General features: G+C 70.8%; 18 protein-coding genes and 2 tRNA genes. 9 read left to right on the forward strand and 11 right to left on the reverse strand.

The window, feature by feature from the left end:
• A partial coding sequence (locus tag AIIKEEIJ_RS18940) for an SDR family NAD(P)-dependent oxidoreductase (protein ID WP_161996337.1) occupies positions 1-435 on the reverse strand: 435 nt, incomplete at its 3' end.
• Positions 436-684: 249 nt separating this feature from the next.
• On the opposite strand from AIIKEEIJ_RS18940, the gene AIIKEEIJ_RS18945 reads away from it, so the two are divergent.
• The 3 genes from AIIKEEIJ_RS18945 to AIIKEEIJ_RS18955 are packed head-to-tail and all read left to right on the forward strand — an operon-like array spanning position 685 to position 2,624.
• Positions 685-1,341, forward strand: a complete 657-nt coding sequence (locus tag AIIKEEIJ_RS18945; protein ID WP_202917262.1) for a TetR family transcriptional regulator — start codon at positions 685-687, stop codon at positions 1,339-1,341.
• A gap of 6 nt (positions 1,342-1,347) precedes the next feature.
• On the forward strand, positions 1,348-2,055 hold the full coding sequence (locus AIIKEEIJ_RS18950) for a hemerythrin domain-containing protein (RefSeq protein ID WP_161996338.1): 708 nt from the start codon (positions 1,348-1,350) through the stop codon (positions 2,053-2,055).
• A complete protein-coding gene (locus AIIKEEIJ_RS18955; RefSeq protein WP_161996339.1) occupies positions 2,055-2,624 on the forward strand; it encodes an SRPBCC family protein in 570 nt (189 codons plus the stop codon). The genes AIIKEEIJ_RS18950 and AIIKEEIJ_RS18955 overlap by 1 nt, the downstream gene beginning before the upstream one ends.
• Before the next feature lie 126 nt (positions 2,625-2,750).
• On the opposite strand, the gene AIIKEEIJ_RS18960 is transcribed toward AIIKEEIJ_RS18955, so the two are convergent.
• Positions 2,751-2,823 (reverse strand) — tRNA-Lys (locus AIIKEEIJ_RS18960).
• Positions 2,824-3,173: 350 nt separating this feature from the next.
• Between AIIKEEIJ_RS18960 and AIIKEEIJ_RS18965 the strand changes: the two genes are divergently transcribed.
• Together AIIKEEIJ_RS18965 and AIIKEEIJ_RS18970 are read left to right on the forward strand one after the other, a co-directional pair.
• Positions 3,174-4,316, forward strand: coding sequence for a L,D-transpeptidase (locus AIIKEEIJ_RS18965; RefSeq protein ID WP_050036335.1), 1,143 nt, complete (start codon positions 3,174-3,176; stop codon positions 4,314-4,316).
• A gap of 271 nt (positions 4,317-4,587) precedes the next feature.
• The gene (locus tag AIIKEEIJ_RS18970) at positions 4,588-6,048 is read left to right on the forward strand and encodes a selenium-binding protein SBP56-related protein (protein WP_161996340.1); all 1,461 of its coding nucleotides are present in this window, start codon (positions 4,588-4,590) and stop codon (positions 6,046-6,048) included.
• Positions 6,049-6,195: 147 nt separating this feature from the next.
• Here the strand turns inward: AIIKEEIJ_RS18970 and AIIKEEIJ_RS18975 are convergent.
• A tRNA-His gene (locus tag AIIKEEIJ_RS18975) sits at positions 6,196-6,273 on the reverse strand.
• A gap of 83 nt (positions 6,274-6,356) precedes the next feature.
• Complete coding sequence (gene orn, locus AIIKEEIJ_RS18980) at positions 6,357-6,956, reverse strand: oligoribonuclease (protein WP_029543010.1); 600 nt, start codon at positions 6,954-6,956, stop codon at positions 6,357-6,359.
• Positions 6,957-7,039: 83 nt separating this feature from the next.
• Between orn and AIIKEEIJ_RS18985 the strand changes: the two genes are divergently transcribed.
• A complete protein-coding gene (locus AIIKEEIJ_RS18985) occupies positions 7,040-8,788 on the forward strand; it encodes a helicase HerA-like domain-containing protein (protein WP_161996341.1) in 1,749 nt (582 codons plus the stop codon).
• A gap of 6 nt (positions 8,789-8,794) precedes the next feature.
• Here the strand turns inward: AIIKEEIJ_RS18985 and cmrA are convergent, their stop codons facing one another.
• The 3 genes from cmrA to AIIKEEIJ_RS19000 are packed head-to-tail and all read right to left on the reverse strand — an operon-like array spanning position 8,795 to position 12,194.
• The gene (gene cmrA / locus AIIKEEIJ_RS18990; RefSeq protein WP_006939004.1) at positions 8,795-9,598 is read right to left on the reverse strand and encodes a mycolate reductase; all 804 of its coding nucleotides are present in this window, start codon (positions 9,596-9,598) and stop codon (positions 8,795-8,797) included.
• A 26-nt stretch (positions 9,599-9,624) separates the two neighbouring features.
• Positions 9,625-11,652, reverse strand: a complete 2,028-nt coding sequence (locus tag AIIKEEIJ_RS18995) for an FAD-dependent oxidoreductase (protein WP_161996342.1) — start codon at positions 11,650-11,652, stop codon at positions 9,625-9,627.
• Positions 11,649-12,194: a PadR family transcriptional regulator gene (locus AIIKEEIJ_RS19000; RefSeq protein ID WP_065922688.1), complete on the reverse strand. Its 546-nt coding sequence runs from the start codon at positions 12,192-12,194 to the stop codon at positions 11,649-11,651. The genes AIIKEEIJ_RS18995 and AIIKEEIJ_RS19000 overlap by 4 nt, the downstream gene beginning before the upstream one ends.
• A 165-nt stretch (positions 12,195-12,359) precedes the next feature.
• On the opposite strand from AIIKEEIJ_RS19000, the gene AIIKEEIJ_RS19005 reads away from it, so the two are divergent.
• Entirely contained in the window at positions 12,360-13,691 is a 1,332-nt protein-coding gene (locus AIIKEEIJ_RS19005; RefSeq protein WP_006939008.1) for an MFS transporter, read from the forward strand.
• On the opposite strand, the gene AIIKEEIJ_RS19010 is transcribed toward AIIKEEIJ_RS19005, so the two are convergent.
• Positions 13,676-14,497, reverse strand: coding sequence for an acyl-CoA thioesterase (locus AIIKEEIJ_RS19010; protein ID WP_006939009.1), 822 nt, complete (start codon positions 14,495-14,497; stop codon positions 13,676-13,678). The genes AIIKEEIJ_RS19005 and AIIKEEIJ_RS19010 overlap by 16 nt on opposite strands.
• 95 nt (positions 14,498-14,592) lie before the next feature.
• Between AIIKEEIJ_RS19010 and AIIKEEIJ_RS19015 the strand changes: the two genes are divergently transcribed.
• Positions 14,593-15,192 (forward strand): TetR/AcrR family transcriptional regulator, encoded by a 600-nt coding sequence (locus AIIKEEIJ_RS19015; RefSeq protein ID WP_006939010.1) that lies wholly within the window; start codon positions 14,593-14,595, stop codon positions 15,190-15,192.
• Here AIIKEEIJ_RS19015 and AIIKEEIJ_RS19020 read toward each other — a convergent pair.
• From AIIKEEIJ_RS19020 to AIIKEEIJ_RS19030, 3 genes are read right to left on the reverse strand one after another with little or no spacing between them, the layout of a single operon-like run.
• Positions 15,176-16,117 carry an SGNH/GDSL hydrolase family protein gene (locus AIIKEEIJ_RS19020; RefSeq protein WP_051359185.1) on the reverse strand — a complete coding sequence of 314 codons (942 nt, stop codon included), beginning with the start codon at positions 16,115-16,117 and terminating at the stop codon, positions 15,176-15,178. The genes AIIKEEIJ_RS19015 and AIIKEEIJ_RS19020 overlap by 17 nt on opposite strands.
• A 4-nt stretch (positions 16,118-16,121) precedes the next feature.
• Positions 16,122-16,961 (reverse strand): alpha/beta fold hydrolase, encoded by an 840-nt coding sequence (locus AIIKEEIJ_RS19025; RefSeq protein WP_161996343.1) that lies wholly within the window; start codon positions 16,959-16,961, stop codon positions 16,122-16,124.
• A gap of 23 nt (positions 16,962-16,984) precedes the next feature.
• Positions 16,985-17,686, reverse strand: coding sequence for a TetR family transcriptional regulator (locus tag AIIKEEIJ_RS19030; protein WP_029543027.1), 702 nt, complete (start codon positions 17,684-17,686; stop codon positions 16,985-16,987).
• 95 nt (positions 17,687-17,781) lie between these two features.
• On the opposite strand from AIIKEEIJ_RS19030, the gene AIIKEEIJ_RS19035 reads away from it, so the two are divergent.
• On the forward strand, positions 17,782-18,894 hold the full coding sequence (locus tag AIIKEEIJ_RS19035) for a ferredoxin reductase (protein ID WP_006939017.1): 1,113 nt from the start codon (positions 17,782-17,784) through the stop codon (positions 18,892-18,894).
• Positions 18,895-18,909: the final 15 nt, after the last annotated feature.

The raw sequence follows: 18,909 nt of genomic DNA on the forward strand, positions 1-18,909 counted from the left end.
GTCGTTGGCCTTCAGGTGCGGCACGGCTGCCCGCACCGTCTTGAACACCCCCGTGAGATTGATATCGATCATGTCGTCCCACATCTCGTCCGTCAGGTCCTCGACCGGCGCGAAGCTGGCGATGCCGGCGTTCGCGAGGACGATGTCGAGCCGGCCGAGCTGGGCGACGCCCTCGTCGACCGCCGATTTCAGGGCGGCGCTGTCGCGGACGTCGGCCTGGCCGGCGATGATCCGCCGGTCCAGCGCCTCGACCTGCCGGACGGTCTCGGCGAGGTCGTCGGCCGTCGCGAGTGGGTATCCCACCGTGTCGACCTGGGCGCAGAGGTCGACGGCGATGATGTCGGCCCCCTCCTGGGCCAGCCGGACGGCGTGACTGCGGCCCTGTCCGCGTGCGGCACCGGTGATGAACGCGACCTTGCCCTCGAGCTGACCCATGGCGACACTCCTTCGACGGTCGATGTGATCCGCCTCCGAGGCTAGAGGGGTTCGCTGGTGGTCGGACCGAAATCGCAAGGTGGATCGGCATACTCGGCGTCCGGTCCGGTCGTGGAGAACATTCCCGGTGGGCAACGGACGCCGGGCGCCCCGGCGCGGTAGGGGTCTCCGATCGGTGCGGGCAGCGTGCACGAAAGATTTGGCCTGAAGCTACTTGTATTGAAAACGGAACGGTTCTACCGTTGGAGTATGAGCGCAGAAGCGCGCGACGTGGGCCCGGTGGAGGAGAAGCCGCGGCGGTACGACTCGACCCTTCGCCGGCGCCAGGCCGAGCAGAATCGGCGGGCCGTCCTCGACGCCGCCACCACCCTGTTCTCCGAGGGTGGGTGGTCGGTCGCGGTCCGAGACGTCGCGCGCTCGGCGGGCACATCGGTCGAAACGGTGTATGCCCACTTCGGTTCCAAGGCGGGACTCCTCATGCAGGTGCTCGACGTCGCCGTTGTCGGGGACGACGAACGGGTGGCGCTGATGGACCGGCCGGAGTTCGCCGCCCTGTCGCAGGGCACCCCTCGGGATCGGGCCGCCGCGGCAGCCGCCCTGGTGACCGGCATCAACCGACGAACCGTCGGCCTGCAGCGCACCCTGCGCGCGGCAGCCGTCGTGGAGTCGGACCTCGCGACATGGCTGGAACAGGCACGGGAGCGCCAGCGCCTGAACGTGCGGGTCGGCGGTGCGATGATGGCCGGCCGTGAACTGAGCCCGGTCGAGGCCGAGGGGCTGTGGGCCGTGCTCAGCATGGAGGTGTACGAGCTGTTGACCGGCAGCACCGGCTGGAGCCCTGAGCAGTACGAGAACTGGCTCACCGGAGCCATCATCCGGCTCCTGGGCCTGGAGAGTGGAAGGTGATGGGCCATGACTACCGACCATGGACCCGCAGACACACGCAGCATGGGAATAGTGCACAGCGCACTTCGCCGTGACCTGGAACGCACCCGGATCGTGCTCACCACCGAGCCGTACCCGGACCCTCGGCGTCGACGCGGACTGGCGGAGCACGTGTTGTGGATGATGCGCTTCCTGCACATCCATCACACCGGCGAGGATGTCGGGCTGTGGCCCTTGATCCGGGTGAAGAACCCCGACGCCGGCGCCCTGCTGGACCAGATGGACGCCGACCACCAGCGGATCGCACCGGCGATCACCGCCCTGGAAGACGCAGCGCTGGCCTACCGCGACGACGCGAACGCTCGGCAACCGCTGCTCGAAGCGCTGGCCGGGCTCACCGACGTGCTCCTTCCCCATCTGCGGCGTGAAGAGCTGGAGATGATGCCGGTCGTGGCCGCGACCCTCACCACCGCCGAGTACCACGAGGTGGAACAGGAGTATTTCGTCAGGCCCAAGAGCTTCCTGGAACTCGGCGCGGAGGCCCACTGGGTCATCGACGGGCTCGGCGAGGACGACCGTGAGCTGATCATGCACGTGGTCCCCGCCGTGCCCCGCTTCATCCTGCTGCACGGCTTCGCGCGCACCTACCGGCGCAAGTCCAGCTTGCGGTGGGGCCACGGGCCCGCCGCCGAGCTGCCGTCGCTCAACCTCGCGCTTCTCGAGGGGCGATCCTGATGGGCACCTTGGCGCGGCACGGCAGGACCGAGACGGTGAGCCGCGCCCCGGCGGAGGCGGTGTGGCAGATCATCACCGACGTGACCCGGGTCGGTGAGTGGAGTCACGAATGCCGGGAAGCGCGCCTGCTCGGAAACGCCCGAGCGGCAGCGCCGGGAATCCGGTTCCGGGGCAGGAACCGCTCCGGCGGCCTCCGGTGGAGCCGGTCGTGCGTATTCACCGTTGTGGAGCCGCCGCGGACGCTGGCGTGGCGGACAACGGGTCTCCTGGGCCGGGCGGACAGCACCGAATGGCGCATCGACCTCGAACCCGTCCCCGGAGGCACCAAGATCGTCCAGACCTACCGTGTGCTCCACGTGGCACCGGGCCTGGACCGGGTCTATTGGCGGCTGGTCAAGGCGCACCGAGACCGGCGCGCGGCACTGGAGGGCGACCTCCGCCGACTCGCCGAACTGGCGGCGGTCGAGGCCGAGTCGCACACGCCGGCCATGCGCCCGCCTCGCGAGGGAAGCGCTGTGGCCGACGGTTCCCTCGGCCGCGGTACGGAACGTCGCTGGTACTCGGCGTAGTCCGGGCGGTCCCGCGGAGGCGCGGCCGGTGTTCGAGGCCGCGTCGAAGGCGGGGTGGCTGGTGGGGTGGCAAGGGCGTGGGTAAAGAAAAAGGCCAGACCTCGTGGGGAGGTCTGGCCTTTCTTGTGCGCCATCAGGGACTCGAACCCCGAACCCGCTGATTAAGAGTCAGCTGCTCTGCCAATTGAGCTAATGGCGCTTGGCGGTGCGTCTCCGGGCCGTTGTCCCGGCGACGAAGGAAAGATTACACACCTTCCAGTAGCGCACCAAATCGGCAGGTCATGCCGCATTTCGGTGGGAGCGACACGTAACGCCGAGGGGTCCGGCGGCGATTGGTATTCGAACGTTATTCGCGTCGTCGACGTCGCGACGGCTCCGCCTCGAGCGGGGCTGGCATCATCGAGCGCACACGCATCGACGTGCACTTTTGCGGCCCGGGGGAGGCCCGGAATCGGAGGGTGGAGAGTGGTTGGGAACAGTGCGGCGCCGCGCCGACGGCGGAATCGGCGCGCCGTCGCGGTGGTGCTCGGGACCGTGTTGGTCGGCGTCATGACCTTCGTCACGGCCTGCTCCGGTGCGAGCAGCGCCGGCGGGGCCGAGGAGGTGCCGATCGATTCGAATCCGCTCGCCGCGCTCATCAAGCCCACGGTGTCGGCGAGCGTCGTCGACGGGGGAGTCGGCTTCTCGCCCATCGAGCCCGTGACGGTCTCGGTGGTCAACGGCAAGCTCGAGTCGGTCACGCTGCTCAACCCGGACGGGGAACCCGTCGCCGGGGCGCTCGGCCCGGACGGAGCCACCTGGGCCAACACCGAGCCCCTCGGTTACAGCCGGCAGTACCGGCTCGAGGCCGTCGCGTACGGGCTCGGCGGAGCGACCACGACCGTCGCCTCCTTCGCCACCAGCGCCCCCGGCAACCTCACCCAGCCCTACGTGATGCCGGGCGAGGGCTCGGTCGTCGGCATCGGCCAGCCCGTCGCGATCCAGTTCGACGAGAACATCCCTGATCGCCTCGCCGTCGAGCAGGCCATCACCGTCGTCACCGACCCGCCGGTGGAGGGCGCGTTCTACTGGCTCAGCAACCGCGAGGTGCGGTGGCGGCCCGAGAACTACTGGGCGCCGGGCACGACGGTCACGGTGGACGTGAAGGTCTACGGCCGCGATCTCGGCGACGGTCTGTTCGGGCAGTCGGATGTGCATTCGACCTTCACCGTCGGCGACGCGGTGATCATCACGGCCGACGACAACACCAAGCAGGTCACCGTCAACCGCAACGGGGTCGACGTGATGACGATGCCCACGTCCATGGGCAAGGACAGCACGCCCACCCCGAACGGCGTGTACACGATCGGCGACCGGTTCGAGCATCTGGTGATGGACTCGTCGACCTACGGCGTCGCCGTCGACTCCCCGCAGGGCTACCGGACCCCGGTGGACTGGGCGACGCGGATGTCGTACAGCGGCATCTTCTTCCACTCCGCGCCGTGGTCGCTCGGCGATCAGGGTTCCCGCAACGTCAGCCACGGCTGCCTCAACCTGAGCCCGGCCAACGCCAGGTGGATCTTCGACAACACCAAGCGCGGCGACATCGTGATCGTGAAGAACACCGTCGGCGGCATCCTCGAAGGCACCGAGGGGCTCGGGGACTGGAACATCCCGTGGTCGACGTGGAAGGCCGGAAACGCACGCGCCTGATCCGCCGCGGGGCCGCCCGGCGGCGCCACCCCGGCGTGTGGCAGGCTGGGGCCGCCTCCTGTGGTAGGGGTTGGCACGAGACCCCCGGGATCGACGATCCCGGGGGTCTTCCCATGTCGGGCGGCGCCTTCCGGGCAGCCCGCCCCCGCGGAAGGTCGACATGCGGTCCTGCGCGGCGGACAATCAGGGAAAGGCATGCCTACCTGTGACGTCGACCGACCGTGGACCACCGAGGGTGGCCCGGCGGACAGGACCGAGTCGAGGAGGATTCATGTCTACGACGACAGATCCCACGTTCTACCGCACCCCGAGTGACGCCGTAGCAGCCGCGCCCGAGCGGCTTGCCTATGTGGCTGCCTTCGATCCGGCCGGCCGGGCGAAGGATGCGATCGCAGTGGTCGATTGCGAGCCGGGTTCGCCGACGTACGGTGGTGTGGTCGGCTGGACCGAGTTGCCGACGGCGGGCAACGAGTTGCACCACTTCGGGTGGAACGCCTGCTCGAGCGCGCTGTGTCATGAGGGGCACGGTCATGAGGGGCACGGTCACGAGGGGCACGGCGATCACCACGCCGGGCATCACGGGCAGCCGCTCGAGCGGCGATACCTGGTGGTGCCGGGCATCCGCTCGTCGAGAACGTACATCCTCGACACCAAACCCGACCCGCGGCACCCGGTGGTGACCCGCACGATCGAGGCCGCCGAGCTCGCCGCGAAGGCGGGATACTCGCGGCCGCACACGGTGCATTGCGGACCGGGGGGCATCTTCATGTCCGCCCTGGGAGGCGCCGACGGCGCCGAGGGTCCGGGCGGTGTCGCGCTGCTCGACCACGACACATTCGACGTCGTCGGAGCGTGGGAGGCGGAGCACGGCGAGCAGTTCTTGGCGTACGACGTGTGGTGGCACCTGAAGTACGACACGGTGATCACCTCCGAGTGGGCCACGCCGTCGATGATCGAGAACGGACTCGACGCCGAGGACCTCCTCGGCCGCAGGTTCGGACACCACCTGGACTTCTGGAGCATGTCCGAGCGCAAGCTGACCCAGCGCGTCGACCTCGGCGACGAGCACCAGATGGTTCTCGAACTCCGCCCGGCTCACAATCCCTCCGAGGCGTTCGGGTTCGTGGGAGTCGTCATCAGCGTGGAGGATCTGTCGGCCTCCGTGTGGATGTGGCACAAGAGCGACGACCGGTGGGTGGTCGAGAAGGTGATCACCATTCCGGCGGAGCCGGCCGAGGCCGACGATCTGCCGCCCGCGCTGAAACCCTTCGGCGCGGTACCGCCGCTCGTCTCCGACATCGATCTGTCGGTCGACGACCGCTGGCTGTACGTCTCGTGCTGGGGCACAGGAGAACTCAAGCAGTACGACGTCGGCGATCCGTTCCACCCGAGGGAGACGGGATCGGTGCGCCTCGGTGGGATCGTGCGACGCGAGCCGCACCCGGCGGATCCGGACCTCCGGCTCGCGGGAGCTCCGCAGATGGTGGAGGTCAGTCGCGACGGGCGCCGGGTCTACGCCACCAACTCGCTCTATGCGGCCTGGGACGAGGTCTTCTACCCGGACGGGGTGGGGGCGTGGATGGCGAAGTTCGATGCCGACGTCTCCGCCGGTGGTCTGGTCATCGACGGTGGATTCTTCCCGCACGGCGACGACTTCCGCGGACGCAGGGTGCACCAGACCCGCCTGCAGGGCGGGGATGCGTCCAGCGACTCGTACTGCTTCACCGGGTGATCGCCGTTGCACGGCGGGTCGATCGCGCGATTCGGCGGTCGTCCGCCCAAGCGCCGCATCTCGGGACGGAGCGCTGGTGCAGAGCTGCGCGACGCCGAAAAAGACGAGTCCCTGACCGGCATCTCTGCTGGTCAGGGACTCGCCCTGTGGGGGTGAGTGACGGGACTCGAACCCGCGACAGCCAGGATCACAACCTGGTGCTCTACCAACTGAACTACACTCACCATCGCATTCGCGATCGGCCTGGGCCGGTTGCGCCTGCGGTACAGATACTAGCCTGACTTTGCCGGAAACGGCGAATCCGCAGGTCAGGCCGGACCCAACTCCTTCGTGACAGCGGCGATCTCGGCCGACGGCGGGCCCGGTGGGGCGACGAACGCGGTTCGCCGGTAGTACCGCAGTTCCCGGATCGACTCCTTTATGTCGGCGAGCGCCCGATGCGACAGGCCCTTCGCCGGCTGCCCGAAGTAGATCCGCGGGTACCAGCGCCGGCACAGCTCCTTGACGGAGCTGACGTCCACCATGCGGTAGTGGAGGTAGGCGTCGAGTTCGGGCATGTCGCGGGCGATGAACCCGCGGTCCGTCGCGATCGAGTTGCCGGCCAGCGGCGCGGTGCCGGCCTCCGGGACGTGGGCCCGGATGTAGTCGAGCACCATCTTCTCCGCCTCGGCGACGCTCACCGTGGACCGGCGCACCTCGTCGGTGAGCCCGGAGCGCTCGTGCATCTGGGTGACGACGTCCGGCATCGCGGCGAGCGCGTCGTCGTCGGCGTGGATGACGATGTCCACCCCGTCGCCGAGCACGTTGAGATCACTGTCGGTGACGAGGGCGGCGATCTCGATCAGCTTGTCGCTGTCGATCCGCAATCCGGTCATTTCGCAATCGATCCACACAAGTTTGTCCTGCACGAAACACAGAGTAGTCAGGCCGGTCGTGGCGATAAGGTCACGGTGACCATTCCGCGGCCGCACGTGGACGAGGAGGACACCGCATGACGGTCGATCCGACACCGCCGGCACTGTCGCCGGCCGAGAAGGCGGCGGCCGCCCGCGCGGCCGCGGAGGAAGCGGCACGCGTCGCCGAAGCGGCCCTGAAGGCGGCCGAGCAGGCACAGCGCGAGGCGGAGGCGGCCGCGCGGGCCGCCGAGGCGACGGACGCCGCGCCCGCCGGGCCGGCCCGGCAGATCGCACCCGCCGGGCCGGCCCGGCAGATCGCCGCGGGATACGCCGCCGCCGGGGTCGCCCTCGAACTCGGTGCGGTCGTCCACGACGGGGTGGTCGATTCGTCGGCCCGGGTACGGATCCCGCTCGCCACGATGAATCGGCACGGACTGGTCGCCGGTGCGACCGGCACCGGCAAGACCAAGACCGTGCAGGGCATCGCCGAGCAACTCTCGGCCGCCGGGGTCCCGGTCGTGATGGCCGACATGAAGGGTGACCTGTCGGGGCTGTCGGCGCCCGGAGAGGACGACGACGGGCTCCGGACCCGCGCCGCGGAGACCGGGGATTCCGGATGGGGACCGACCGCCTACCCGGTGCAGTTCTTCTCGCTCGGCACCGAAGGCCCGGGCGTGCCCGTCCGCGCGACGGTCACCGCGTTCGGTCCGATCCTGCTGAGCAAGGTCCTCGGCCTCAACCCCACCCAGGAATCGACGTTGGGGCTGATCTTCCACTGGGCCGACCGCCAGGGGCTGCCGCTGCTCGACCTCAAGGATTTGCGGCAGGTCGTCACACACTTGACCAGCGACGAGGGAAAGGCAGAGCTGAAAGGTATCGGCGGGGTCTCCCCGGCGACCGCCGGCGTGATCCTGAGGGCGCTCGTCAACCTCGAGGCCGGCGGCGGGGACACCTTCTTCGGAGAACCGGAGTTCGAGACCGAGGACCTGCTGCGCGTCGTCGGCGGCAACGGCGTGATCAGCCTGTTCGAGCTCGGCGCCCACGCGGCGCGGCCGGTGCTGTTCTCGACGTTCCTGATGTGGGTGCTCGCCGACCTGTTCCAGACGCTGCCGGAGGAGGGCGACCTCGACAAGCCGAAGCTCGTGTTCGTCTTCGACGAGGCGCACCTGCTCTTCGCCGACGCCTCGAAGGCGTTCCTGCAGCAGATCGAGCAGACGGTCAAGCTCATCCGTTCGAAGGGCGTGGGAGTGTTCTTCTGCACCCAGCTGCCCACGGATGTGCCCAATGTGGTGCTGTCCCAGCTCGGCGCGCGGGTGCAGCACGCGCTGCGCGCATTCACACCGAACGATCAGAAGGCGCTGGCCAAGACCGTCCGCACGTATCCGGAGACGGAGTTCTACGACCTCGAGGAGGCGCTGACCACCCTCGGAATCGGTGAGGCCGTCGTCACGGTGCTGTCCGAGAAGGGCGCGCCGACGCCTGTCGCGTGGACGCGGATCCGTCCGCCGCGTTCGTTGCTGGACACCGTCGGCGAGGAGGCGATCCGGTCCGCGGCGCGCGGGAGCGCGCTGTACGGCAAGTACGGGCAGACCGTCGACCGCGAGTCCGCCTACGAGAGGCTCACCGCGAAGGTGGCCGGCGCCCCCGACCTGGACCCACGGGCGCAGGTCCCGCCGTTGCCGGACCTGCCCGGCACGCCACCGCCCCGGGACGCGGGGCCGAGCATGGTCGAGCAGGTCCTCGGCAGCGCGGCCGTCAAGGGTTTCCTGCGGTCCGCGGCGTCGGCCGCGGGGCGCGAGATCAGCCGCAGCATCTTCGGCACCGGCCGCCGCCGCAGGCGCTGACGGGGGCTACGCGCCCAGCTTCCGGTAGAAGGCGCCGACGATGGGCGCGACGACGCCGCGCGGGGTGTAGTTGCCGGCGACGGACATCGCCTTGCTGATCAGGCCCGGCACGATGCGCATCTTGTTCTCGGCGAGCGCGTCGAGCGACACCTTCGCGGTGTGCTCGCTGGAGATCCACAGGAAGTCCGGCACGAGCTTGTCGACGATCGAGGCCTCCGCCGGATCCGGGGTCTCCGTGCGCACCGGGCCCGGCGCCAGCAGCGTCACGTGCACGCCGCTGTCCTTCAGCTCCCCGCGCAGCGACTCGGAGAAGGTGTTGACGAACGCCTTCGTCGCCGCATAGGTCGCGTTGTGGGGGATCGGCATGTTGCCCGCCGCGGAACCGACCATCAGGATCGCCCCGGAGCGGCGCTCGACCATCTGCGGCAGCACCGCGAGGGTCAGGTCGTGCACCGCGACGGCGTTCAGCTCGACCTGGGCCCGCTCGTAGCCCGGATCCAGCTGGGCCACCGGGCCGAAGGTCGCGATGCCGGCGTTGTTGCACAGGATGCTGATCGGGCGCTCGCCGAGTTCGTCGACGAGCTTCGCCCGCGCGTCGCGGTCGGACAGGTCACACGCGCGGACCTCGACGGTGACGCCGTGCTTCGCCCGCAGCGTCGCGGCGAGCTCCTCCATCACGTCGCCGCGCCGGGCGACCAGGATCAGCGAGTGCCCGCGCGCGGCGAGCTCGGCGGCGAGGGCCTCGCCGATGCCGGAGGAGGCGCCGGTCACGACGGCGCGGGCGTCGGGGGTGGGGTTCGGCAGAGTCATGGTCGGTCAGCGTAGCCGCGGCCGGTTCAGATGCGGTCCGCGAGGCGCGTGCCCTGCTCGATCGCGCGCTTGGCGTCGAGTTCCGCGGCGACGTCGGCACCGCCGATGACGTGCGTGGTCACGCCCGCGGCGGTGAGCCGCTCGACGAGGTCACGGACGGGTTCCTGCCCGGCGCAGATCACCACGTTGTCCACGTCGAGCACCTTCGGGTCGCGGCGGTCCTCGCCGAAGCTGATGTGCAGGCCGGCGTCGTCGATCCGCTCGTAGTTCACGCCCGAGATCTCGTGCACCTTCTTGTGCTGCAGCGACGCCCGGTGCACCCATCCGCTGGTCTTGCCGAGCCGCGCGCCGATCCGGCCGGGCTTGCGCTGCAGCAGGAACACCTCGCGCGGCGACGGCGACGGGCGGGGCTCGGTGAGCGCTCCCGGGGCGGCCTTCGGGTCGGTGACGCCCCACTCGCGCTTCCATTCGGCCAGGTCGAGGGTGGGGGAGTGGTCGTGGGTGAGGAACTCGGAGACGTCGACGCCGATGCCGCCCGCCCCGATCACGGCGACGCGGGCGCCGACGGGCGCACCCTCGCGGACGACCTGCGGGTACGACAGCACGCTCGGGTGGTCGATGCCGGGGATCGCGGGCACGCGGGGGGTGACGCCGGTCGCGACGACCACCTCGTCGTAGGCACCGATCAGGTCGTCGGCCGTCGCGCGGGTGCCGAGCTCGACCTGGACCTTCGTCAGCTCCAGCTGGCGGCGGTAGTACCGCAGGGTCTCGGCGAACTCCTCCTTGCCGGGGATGCGGCGGGCGATGCCGAACTGGCCGCCGATCTCGTCGTCGGCCTCGAACAGGGTGACGGCGTGTCCGCGGCGGGCCAGGTTCACCGCCGCGGCGAGCCCGGCGGGCCCGGCGCCGACGACCGCGACGGCCTTGCGGCGGCGGGTGGGGGCGAGCAGGAGCTCGGTCTCCCGCCCGGCGCGGGGGTTGAGCAGGCACGAGACGTGCTTGTTGACGAAGGCGTGGTCGAGGCAGGCCTGGTTGCAGGCGATGCAGGTGTTGATTTCGTCGGCGGCGCCGGCGGTGGCCTTGCGGACCCACTCCGGGTCGGCCAGCATCGGCCGGGCCATCGAGATGAGCTGTGTGTCGCCGCGGGCCAGGATCTCCTCGGCGGTCTCGGGCATGTTGATCCGGTTGGACGCGGCGACGGGGATTGCGACGTGCTTCGCCAGTTCGGCCGTGACGTCCGCGAACGCGGCGCGCGGGACGGATGTGACGATGGTGGGCACCCGCGACTCGTGCCAGCCGATGTCGGTGTTGATCAGCGTTGCGCCCGCCCGCTCGACCTCCTGGGCGAGGGCGACGATCTCGTCCCAGCGCTGGCCGCCTTCGACGAGGTCGGCCATGGACAGCCGGAAGCAGATCGCGAAGTCCGGGCCGACGGCCTCGCGGGTGCGGCGGACGATCTCGACGGGCAGCCGGCGACGGTTCTCGGGGCTGCCACCCCACTCGTCGGTGCGCCGGTTGGTGCGCTCGGCGAGGAACTGGTTGATGAAGTAGCCCTCGCCGCCCATGATTTCGACGCCGTCGTAGCCGGCCCGCTGGGCGAGGCGGGCGCAGCGGACGTAGGCGCGGATCTGCCGGCGCACGCCCCAGGAGGTGAGCCTGCGCGGCCGGAACGGGTTGATCGGCGCCTTGATCGACGAGGCGGACACGCTCAGCGGCCAGTAGCTGTAGCGCCCGGCGTGCAGGATCTGCAGCAGGATGCGACCGCCCTCGGCGTGGACGGCATCGGTGATCGTCCGGTGCCGCCGGGCCTCGAACCGGTTGGTGAGCTTGGCGCCGAACGGCAGCAGCCACCCGGTCCGGTTGGGTGCGTAGCCGCCGGTGACGATGAGGCCGACCCCGCCGCGGGCACGCTCGGCGAAGTACGCGGCGAGGCGGCCGGTGTTCTTGGCGCGGTCCTCGAGTCCGGTGTGCATCGAGCCCATGACGACGCGGTTGGGCACCGTGAACGGTCCGAGGTCGAGCGGTGAGAGCAGGTGGGGGTAGGGGTTCGTCACGAGTGGTCCTCGGTGGTGAGGGCGTCGAGCACTTCCTGGCACCAGTCGGCGAAGCCCTGTTCGACGCGGATGCCGCCGCGCAGGACGAGGTACTGGTGCAGTGAGGGCCCGGTGAGCCGGTGGGGTGCGGGGAAGTCGCGTTTCTCGATGGTGCGATACACGTCGAGGCGGGCGGCGTGGGCGTCGCGGTGGCGGGTGAGCTCCGCGAGGAGGGCGGGCAGGGTGCCGGGCCCGGCGGCGCGGATCTTCACGGCCAGGTCGCTGCGCAGCTGCTCGGGGTCGGAGGGGTGGGCGATCCAACGGTCCAGCTCGGTGCGTCCGGCGGAGCTGACGCGGTAGACCTTCTTGTCGGGCCGACCGTCCTGCGGCACGGTGCGGCCGGTGATCCAGCCGTGGTCCTCCATTCGCCGCAGCACGCGGTAGATCTGCTGGTGCGTCGCGCTGTGGAAGAAGCCGATCGACTTGTCGAACCGGCGGGCCAGTTCGTAGCCGGAGCCGGACCGCTCGTCGAGCGCGGCGAGCAGCGCGTGTTCCAGGGCCATGCCGAGAGTATGCACCGAGGTGCATATGCAATCAAGTGCACAGCTGGGGTGACGGTCGCGAATCTCTCGGTCAGCCGCGAACGCGGAGTGCGGTCGCGGCTGACCGGAAATCGCGCGGATCACCGGAGGCCGGTTCTCGGCGCGACGATCTCCTAGGCTGCGGGCATGAGCGCGCACACGGACGCCGCCGGGATCGGGGAGGCCACCTCGCGACGGCAGGTCTTCGCCTGGGGAATGTGGGACTTCGGGTCGTCGGCCTACCACGCGGTGGTGCTGACCTTCGTCTTCTCCGTGTATCTCACCGACGCCGTCGGCGACGACCTGCCGGGGTCGATGTCGGCGAGCACGTGGCTCGGGTGGGCGCTGGGCATATCGGGGTTCTTCATCGCGGTCACCGCCCCCGTCTCGGGCCAGCGCTACGACGCGGCCGGCCGGCGCAAGCGGTCCCTGGCGGTGCTGTCCTACGCCGGTGTCGCGCTGATGGCGGCGATGGTGTTCGTGCGCGACGACTACCACTACCTGTGGCTCGGCCTCGTGCTGCTGGGTGTGTCGTCGGTCGTCGTCGAACTCGCGCAGGTGCCCTACAACGCGATGCTGCGTCAGGTCTCCACCGAGGAGAACATGGGCCGGGTCTCCGGTTTGGGTTGGGCCATGGGCTATTTCGGTGGGCTGCTGTTGTTGCTGCTGGGGTACTTCGGGTTCATTGCCGGCGACGGCGACACCCGCGGCTTCCTCGGCGTGAGCACCGAGGGCGGCCTCAACATCCGCCTGGTCGTGGTGGCCGCGGCGGTGTGGTTCGCGGTCTTCGCCGTCCCGGTGCTGCTGGCGGTGCCGGAGGTTCCGCCCACCGGTGCCGATCCCGGCGCGGAGCGGGCCGGGATCGTGCAGTCCTACCGGGTGCTGCTGCGCGACCTGCGCGAGCTGTGGGCGATGGATCGGCGCACCGTCGGCTACCTCGGCGCCTCGGCGCTGTTCCGCGACGGCCTGGCCGGGGTGTTCACGTTCGGTGCGGTGCTCGCGGTGAACGTGTACGGCATCGATGCCGCCGACGTGCTGCTGTTCGGCGTGGCCGCGAACGTGGTGTCGGCCCTCGGTGCGCTGGTCGCGGGGCGCTTCGACGACCGGGTCGGCCCCAAGGCGGTGATCGTCGCCTCGCTCGCCGCGATGATGGCCGTGGGGGTCGTGCTGCTCGTGGTGTCGGGGCCGCTGATGTTCTGGATCTTCGGTCTGCTGCTGTGCCTGTTCGTCGGGCCCGCGCAGTCGTCGGCCCGCACCTTCCTCGCGCGCATCACCCCGGCCGGGCGGGAGGGGCAGATGTTCGGGCTCTACGCGACGTCGGGCCGCGCCGTGTCGTTCCTGGCCCCGACCCTGTTCGGGCTCTTCGCCTGGACGTTCGACGCGGACCGGGCCGGGATCGCCGGCCTGCTCGTGGTGCTCGGCGCGGGGCTGGCGGCGCTGCTCGCGGTGCGGGCCCCGGAGGGTCAGTCCTTGAAGTAGACGAGCTGGTGGGTCGTGGCGAGCAGCGTGCCGTCGCGGCCCCACAGCTGGGCGGCCTGATCGAAGTAGCCCTGCGAGAAGCGGTGGGTGCGCGCGGTGCCCAGGACGAAGTCGTCGCCCTGGGCCTCGAGTTGCCCGGCGTCGGCGTGGAAGTACACCGTCAGGGACACGGTCCCGGCCGGCATGTACCGGCCGCGGCGCAGGAACACCCTCGGGTAGAACACGTCGCACAGCGCCGTCAGCGCCGGGAAGTCGAGCGGGCGGGCCGGGGTGTCGCGCACCCACAGCGTCGTGGTGGAGTCGGGGTGCTCGCCGGCGTCCTGCTGGGGCACCGCGCCTTCGACGAACCGCATCTCGTAGTTGCGGGCCCACGCGATGAAGTCCGGGAAGGTCCGGGTGGGAACCGCATCCGCCGACGGGACCGCCGGCATGTCGAGCTCGGTGTCCGACCAGGTGTCGCGGCGGGTGCCGAACACCGCGGTGGCGGTGGTGGTGACCACACCGTCCTGCGTCAGCTCCAGCAGCCAGTGCTGGTTGGTGCGGTTGGTACGGACCGCCCGCACGGTGATGTCGAACTCGCCGTCGGCGACCGGGCCGGCGTAGTTGACGGTGAGGGAAATGGGATCGCCGAGCCGGTCCGGGTGCTGCTGGACGGCCCGCAGCAGGGCGGCGGCGGTGACGCCGCCGAACGGACCGACCATGTTCGTGTACTCCGGGCTGGTCCGCCCCCGCGCGTGACCGTCCTCCGCGGGCTCGAGCGCCACGGCGGCGTCGAAGGGGTGGGGCGGGGCGGCGATCTCGGTCACGACGACTCCTCGGGAAGAACGGGTCCGTTCCGGCACGGTCCGGACCTAAGTATGACAACATACATAGAAACCGACGGCAAGAGCGGAGCACGGACATGGCGAGGCGAAGCGACCCGACCACCGGCCCTCGTGCCGCGATGATCCGCAGCGCGATCCGGCTCATCCGCGAGCGGGGCGTCGCGGCGACCTCGTTCGCCGACGTGCTCGCCCACAGCGGCGCGCCGCGCGGGTCGGTCTACCACCATTTCCCGGGCGGAAAGGCGCAGCTCGTCGAGGAGGCCACCCGCAGTGCCGCGGACCACCTGGGTGACGGGATGGCACGGGTGCTGGACTCCTCGGACACCCCCGGCGCACTGCAGGCTCTCGCCGACCTGTGGCGTCGCGGTCTCGAGGCCGGCGACTACGCGGTCGGCTGCCCGATCGTCGCGGCGGCCCTGGGCACCGAGCGCGGCGCTCGTGACGTCGCCGGGGAGGCGTTCGAGCACTGGTGCGGCCTGCTCACCGGCACGCTCGTCGCGGACGGGGTGGGCCCGGAACGCGCCCGGTCGTTGGCGGTGCTCATCGTCGGCGCGCTCGAGGGTGCGCTGGTGCTCGCCCAGGCGCAGCGCAGCTCGGCGCCGCTCGACGCGGTGGTCGACGAGCTCTCGGCCCTGTGCCGATCGGCGATCGACCCCGCGGCTAGTCCGCGATCGTGACCAGGACCTGTTCGGCTGCGTTGCGGTGGCCGTCGGCGTTGGGGTGCAGCGGGGCGGCCGGCTGGGACGGGAACAGGCCTTCGGTCCAGCGCTGCGCGGAGGGCTGGCACGCGTCGTGCCCGACGGTGGACTCGCGCAGGTCGACGTAGTCGACGCCCGCGGCGTCGGCCTGCTGTTCCATCGCCGTGTTGAGCCGGTCGATCTTCGCCTGCAGGTACGTCGCGTCGTCCGGCAGGATCGGCTGATCGGGATAGCATCCGCCGTCCCGGATCCCGGTCGGGTAGCCGACGAGCAGGATGCGCGCGTCCGGGGCGCGGTTGCGGATCTCCCGCACGATCACGCCGTAGGTGGGGGCGAAGTCGTCGATCGCGCGGTCCACGAGGTCGAGGCCGTCGCGGACGTTCGCGGTCGCGCACAGGGGTCCGGCCGGTGCCGCGGCCCTGCCGGACGAGCGGTCGAGCGCGAGACACGATCCGGCCAGGGCGACCAGGCCGATGTCGTTGCCGCCGATCCCGACGGTGACCAGCTCGGTCTCGGGGGTGAGCGCATCGTACTGCGCAGGGACGGTGGCGCCCGACGAAACCACTTGGGGCCCTGTCAGGTTCGCTGTCGTCGCGGAACTGCACGACGCGTCGCGGAAGTTGTCGATGCCCAGCGTCTCGGCCACCGCATGGGGGTAGTTGCTCCCCGAGCGCGCGCACGCCGAGTCGATCTGGGGCGGGATCATCGGGCCCGCCGTGAACGAGTCACCCAGGGCCACATAGGAGCTGTAGGCGGGGCCGGGCTCGGGCGCGGAATCGGCGGGCGACCCGGGATCGGTGCAGGCCGTGGCGAGCACGGTGAGGGAGGCGGCCGCGACCGCGCCGAGCCGGCGACGCATACGGCGGTGGCAGGCTGCGGTGGTCACGGCCCCTCCTGTGGACATGCTCTTACGGCCGGTCGCCGATCCGGGCGAGGATCGCCTTCGCCAGCGCGTCCGGTGCTTCCTCCGGCACCCAGTGGCTGACGTCGTCGAGGACGACGAATTCGTAAGGCGCGTCGACGAACTCGCCGCAGCGCTCCGCGCCCACCCGGCCGAGGGCCGAATCCTCGGTGCTCCACACGTAGGTGGTGGGCACCCGCACCGGTGCCAGTTCGGAGAGCTCCCGGGTCATCGCGCGGTACCAGTTGAGCGCGGCGGTCAGGGCGCCGGGCTCGGACAGCACGCGCACGTATTCGTCGATCGACTCGGGGCTCACCCGGTCGCCGTACATCGCGCGCAGGCGACGGGCGTCGTCCTCGAGCAGGACGTGCTCGGCCTTTCCCTCCTGCCGGAGCAGCTTGATGTAGGCGGCGCGGGCCTGCTGATCGGCGTCCTCGCGCAGGGCCCAGCCGTAGGCCGCGAGGTGCGGCACGGACACCGCGGTCAGGGTGCTGATGCGGTCGGGGTGCCGCGCCGCGACCTGCCAGGCCACGGCGGCGCCCCAGTCGTGCCCCACCAGGTGGGCCTGCCCGAGGCCGGTCGCGTCGAGCAGCCCGATCACGTCACCGACCAGCAGGTCGACGGTGTATGCCGACACGCCGTCCGGGCGGGCGCCGGGGGAGTACCCCCGTTGGTCCGGCATCAGCACTCGCAGACCCGCCTCCGCGAGCTGCGGCGCCACGGCCTCCCAGCTGCGGGCGGTCTCCGGGAATCCGTGCAGCAGCACGACGGGCGTGCCGTCGGCGGGACCGGTGACGTGAACGTCGAAGGTGAGGTCTCCGAGGGTGACGTGAGTGGTCTCGAACATGGCGCCCACCGTACGGGTTGCCGTTAGCGGTGGGAAGGTTTCCACGCGCCCATGCCGAGAACGATGAGACGCATCTGCTTTTCGGCGCGGGCGAGGACCTCGGCCTCCGCCGGCCCGCCGGGCCGGTCCACGTCGAGCAGTTCGAGCACCACCTCGAGCATGGCAGTCACCAGCAGGTCGGCCGCCATCTCCAGGTCGTCGACGTCCCAGTCCGCCATTCCGGGCATGCGGGAGAGATCGACGGAGAGTTCGCCCGTGATCAGCCGCAACTCGACGGTGACGGTGCGCGCGACGGCCGGCTGGCCGCCGTAGCGCTCCCGGGCCAGGAATCGGAACGCCTGTTCGTGGGCGCGGACCTGCCGCACCAGGGCCTCGAGCGACGCCCGCGCCGAGGACGGGCCGCGCGTGCGCCGGGCCTCGCGCAGCAGCGTGCGGAGCATGCGCATGGTGTCGGCGGCGAGGGCGACGCCGAGTTCCTCCATCGAGCCGAAGTGGCGGTAGAACGCCGTGGGCACGATCCCGGCTCGGCGGGCCACCTCGCGCAGGCTCACCGTCGCGAAGCTGCGATCGGCGGAGAGTTCGAGCGCCGCGTCGAGCAGGGCCTGGCGGGTGCGCTCCTTGCGCGCAGCTCGCGTCGCGGGTTCGGGAACGGGGGCTGCGGACACGGCTCCGAGTCTAGGCAGTGCGACGCGGCGGCGGTCGGGGACCGTGGTGACGGCCGCCACAACAACGTTGACAGCCCACCGGGCGACCCTGGCACACTGAACTCAGTGCACATTTGTGCACTGACTTTGGATTCTCGCTCGAGAGGAGCGACGCCATGACCCTGCTTCACCGCGCCCGACGCGGGCCGGGGCCGTCGATCGGACGCAAAGCCCTGATCAAGGCGCTGCATGTACTCTCCGCGCCGCACCACCCGGATCGGTACCTCGAACTGGCCGATCCGCTCCTGGCCGTGCAGCACACGCGCGCCCGGATCACGAACGTTGACCGAAATATCCCGGGTGCGGTGACGCTCGAGCTGCGCCCGGGCCGGCCCCTGGAGTTCCGGGCCGGTCAGCACCTGCAACTCGGCGTGGTGGTGGACGGTGTGCGGCACAGCCGCAGCTACTCGCCGGTGAGTTCCCAGCATCGAGCCGACGGGCGCATCCAGCTCACGGTCGGGGTGCGACCGGACGGCGTCGTCTCGCGGCACCTGCACGAGCACGCCACCGCGGGCGACGTGGTCGACCTCGCGGCGGCCGCCGGCGAGTTCTGTCTCCCGGCGGAGCGGCCGGAGCGGCTGGTGCTCGTCAGCGGCGGCAGCGGCATCACTCCGGTGCTGTCGATGCTGCGCACCCTCGCCGACGAGGGCCACTCCGGAACCGTCGCGTTCCTGCACTACGCGCCCACCGCCGCGCACGTGCCGCACCGCGACGCGATCGAGTCCCTGGCCGGCGCCCACGCCGGCGTCGACGTGGCCTTCGCCTACACCCGGGCGGACGACGGTGCGTTGCGTGGCCGCTTCGACCGGAGTCATCTCGAGCGGGTCGCCCCGTGGTTCGCCGGCGCACCCGCCTACGTCTGCGGCCCGGCCGGGCTCGTCGACAGCGTGCGGGAGGTCTACGGCGACGCCGGCGCCGCGCACCTGCTGCGCACCGAGCAGTTCACCCCGCCCGTCGTCGTCCGCGACGACGACGCGAGCGGCACCGTCACCTTCGCCGCGTCCGGGGTCCGCGCCGAGAACAGCGGCGTCACCGCCCTCGAACAGGCCGAGGCGGCCGGGCTCACCCCGCAGCACGGCTGCCGCATGGGAATCTGCCACTCCTGCACCGTGACCCGGCTGTCCGGCGGCACCCGCGACGTGCGCACCGGCGAGATCGACGACGAGCCCGGCGCCGAGGTGCAGATCTGCGTGAACGTCCCCGTCGGCGACGCGGCCTTCGACCTCTGACCCACTCGAAACAAT

The sequence above is a fragment of the Rhodococcus sp. YH1 genome (assembly GCF_009939605.1).
In the GTDB taxonomy this organism is placed as follows: domain Bacteria; phylum Actinomycetota; class Actinomycetes; order Mycobacteriales; family Mycobacteriaceae; genus Rhodococcus; species Rhodococcus aetherivorans.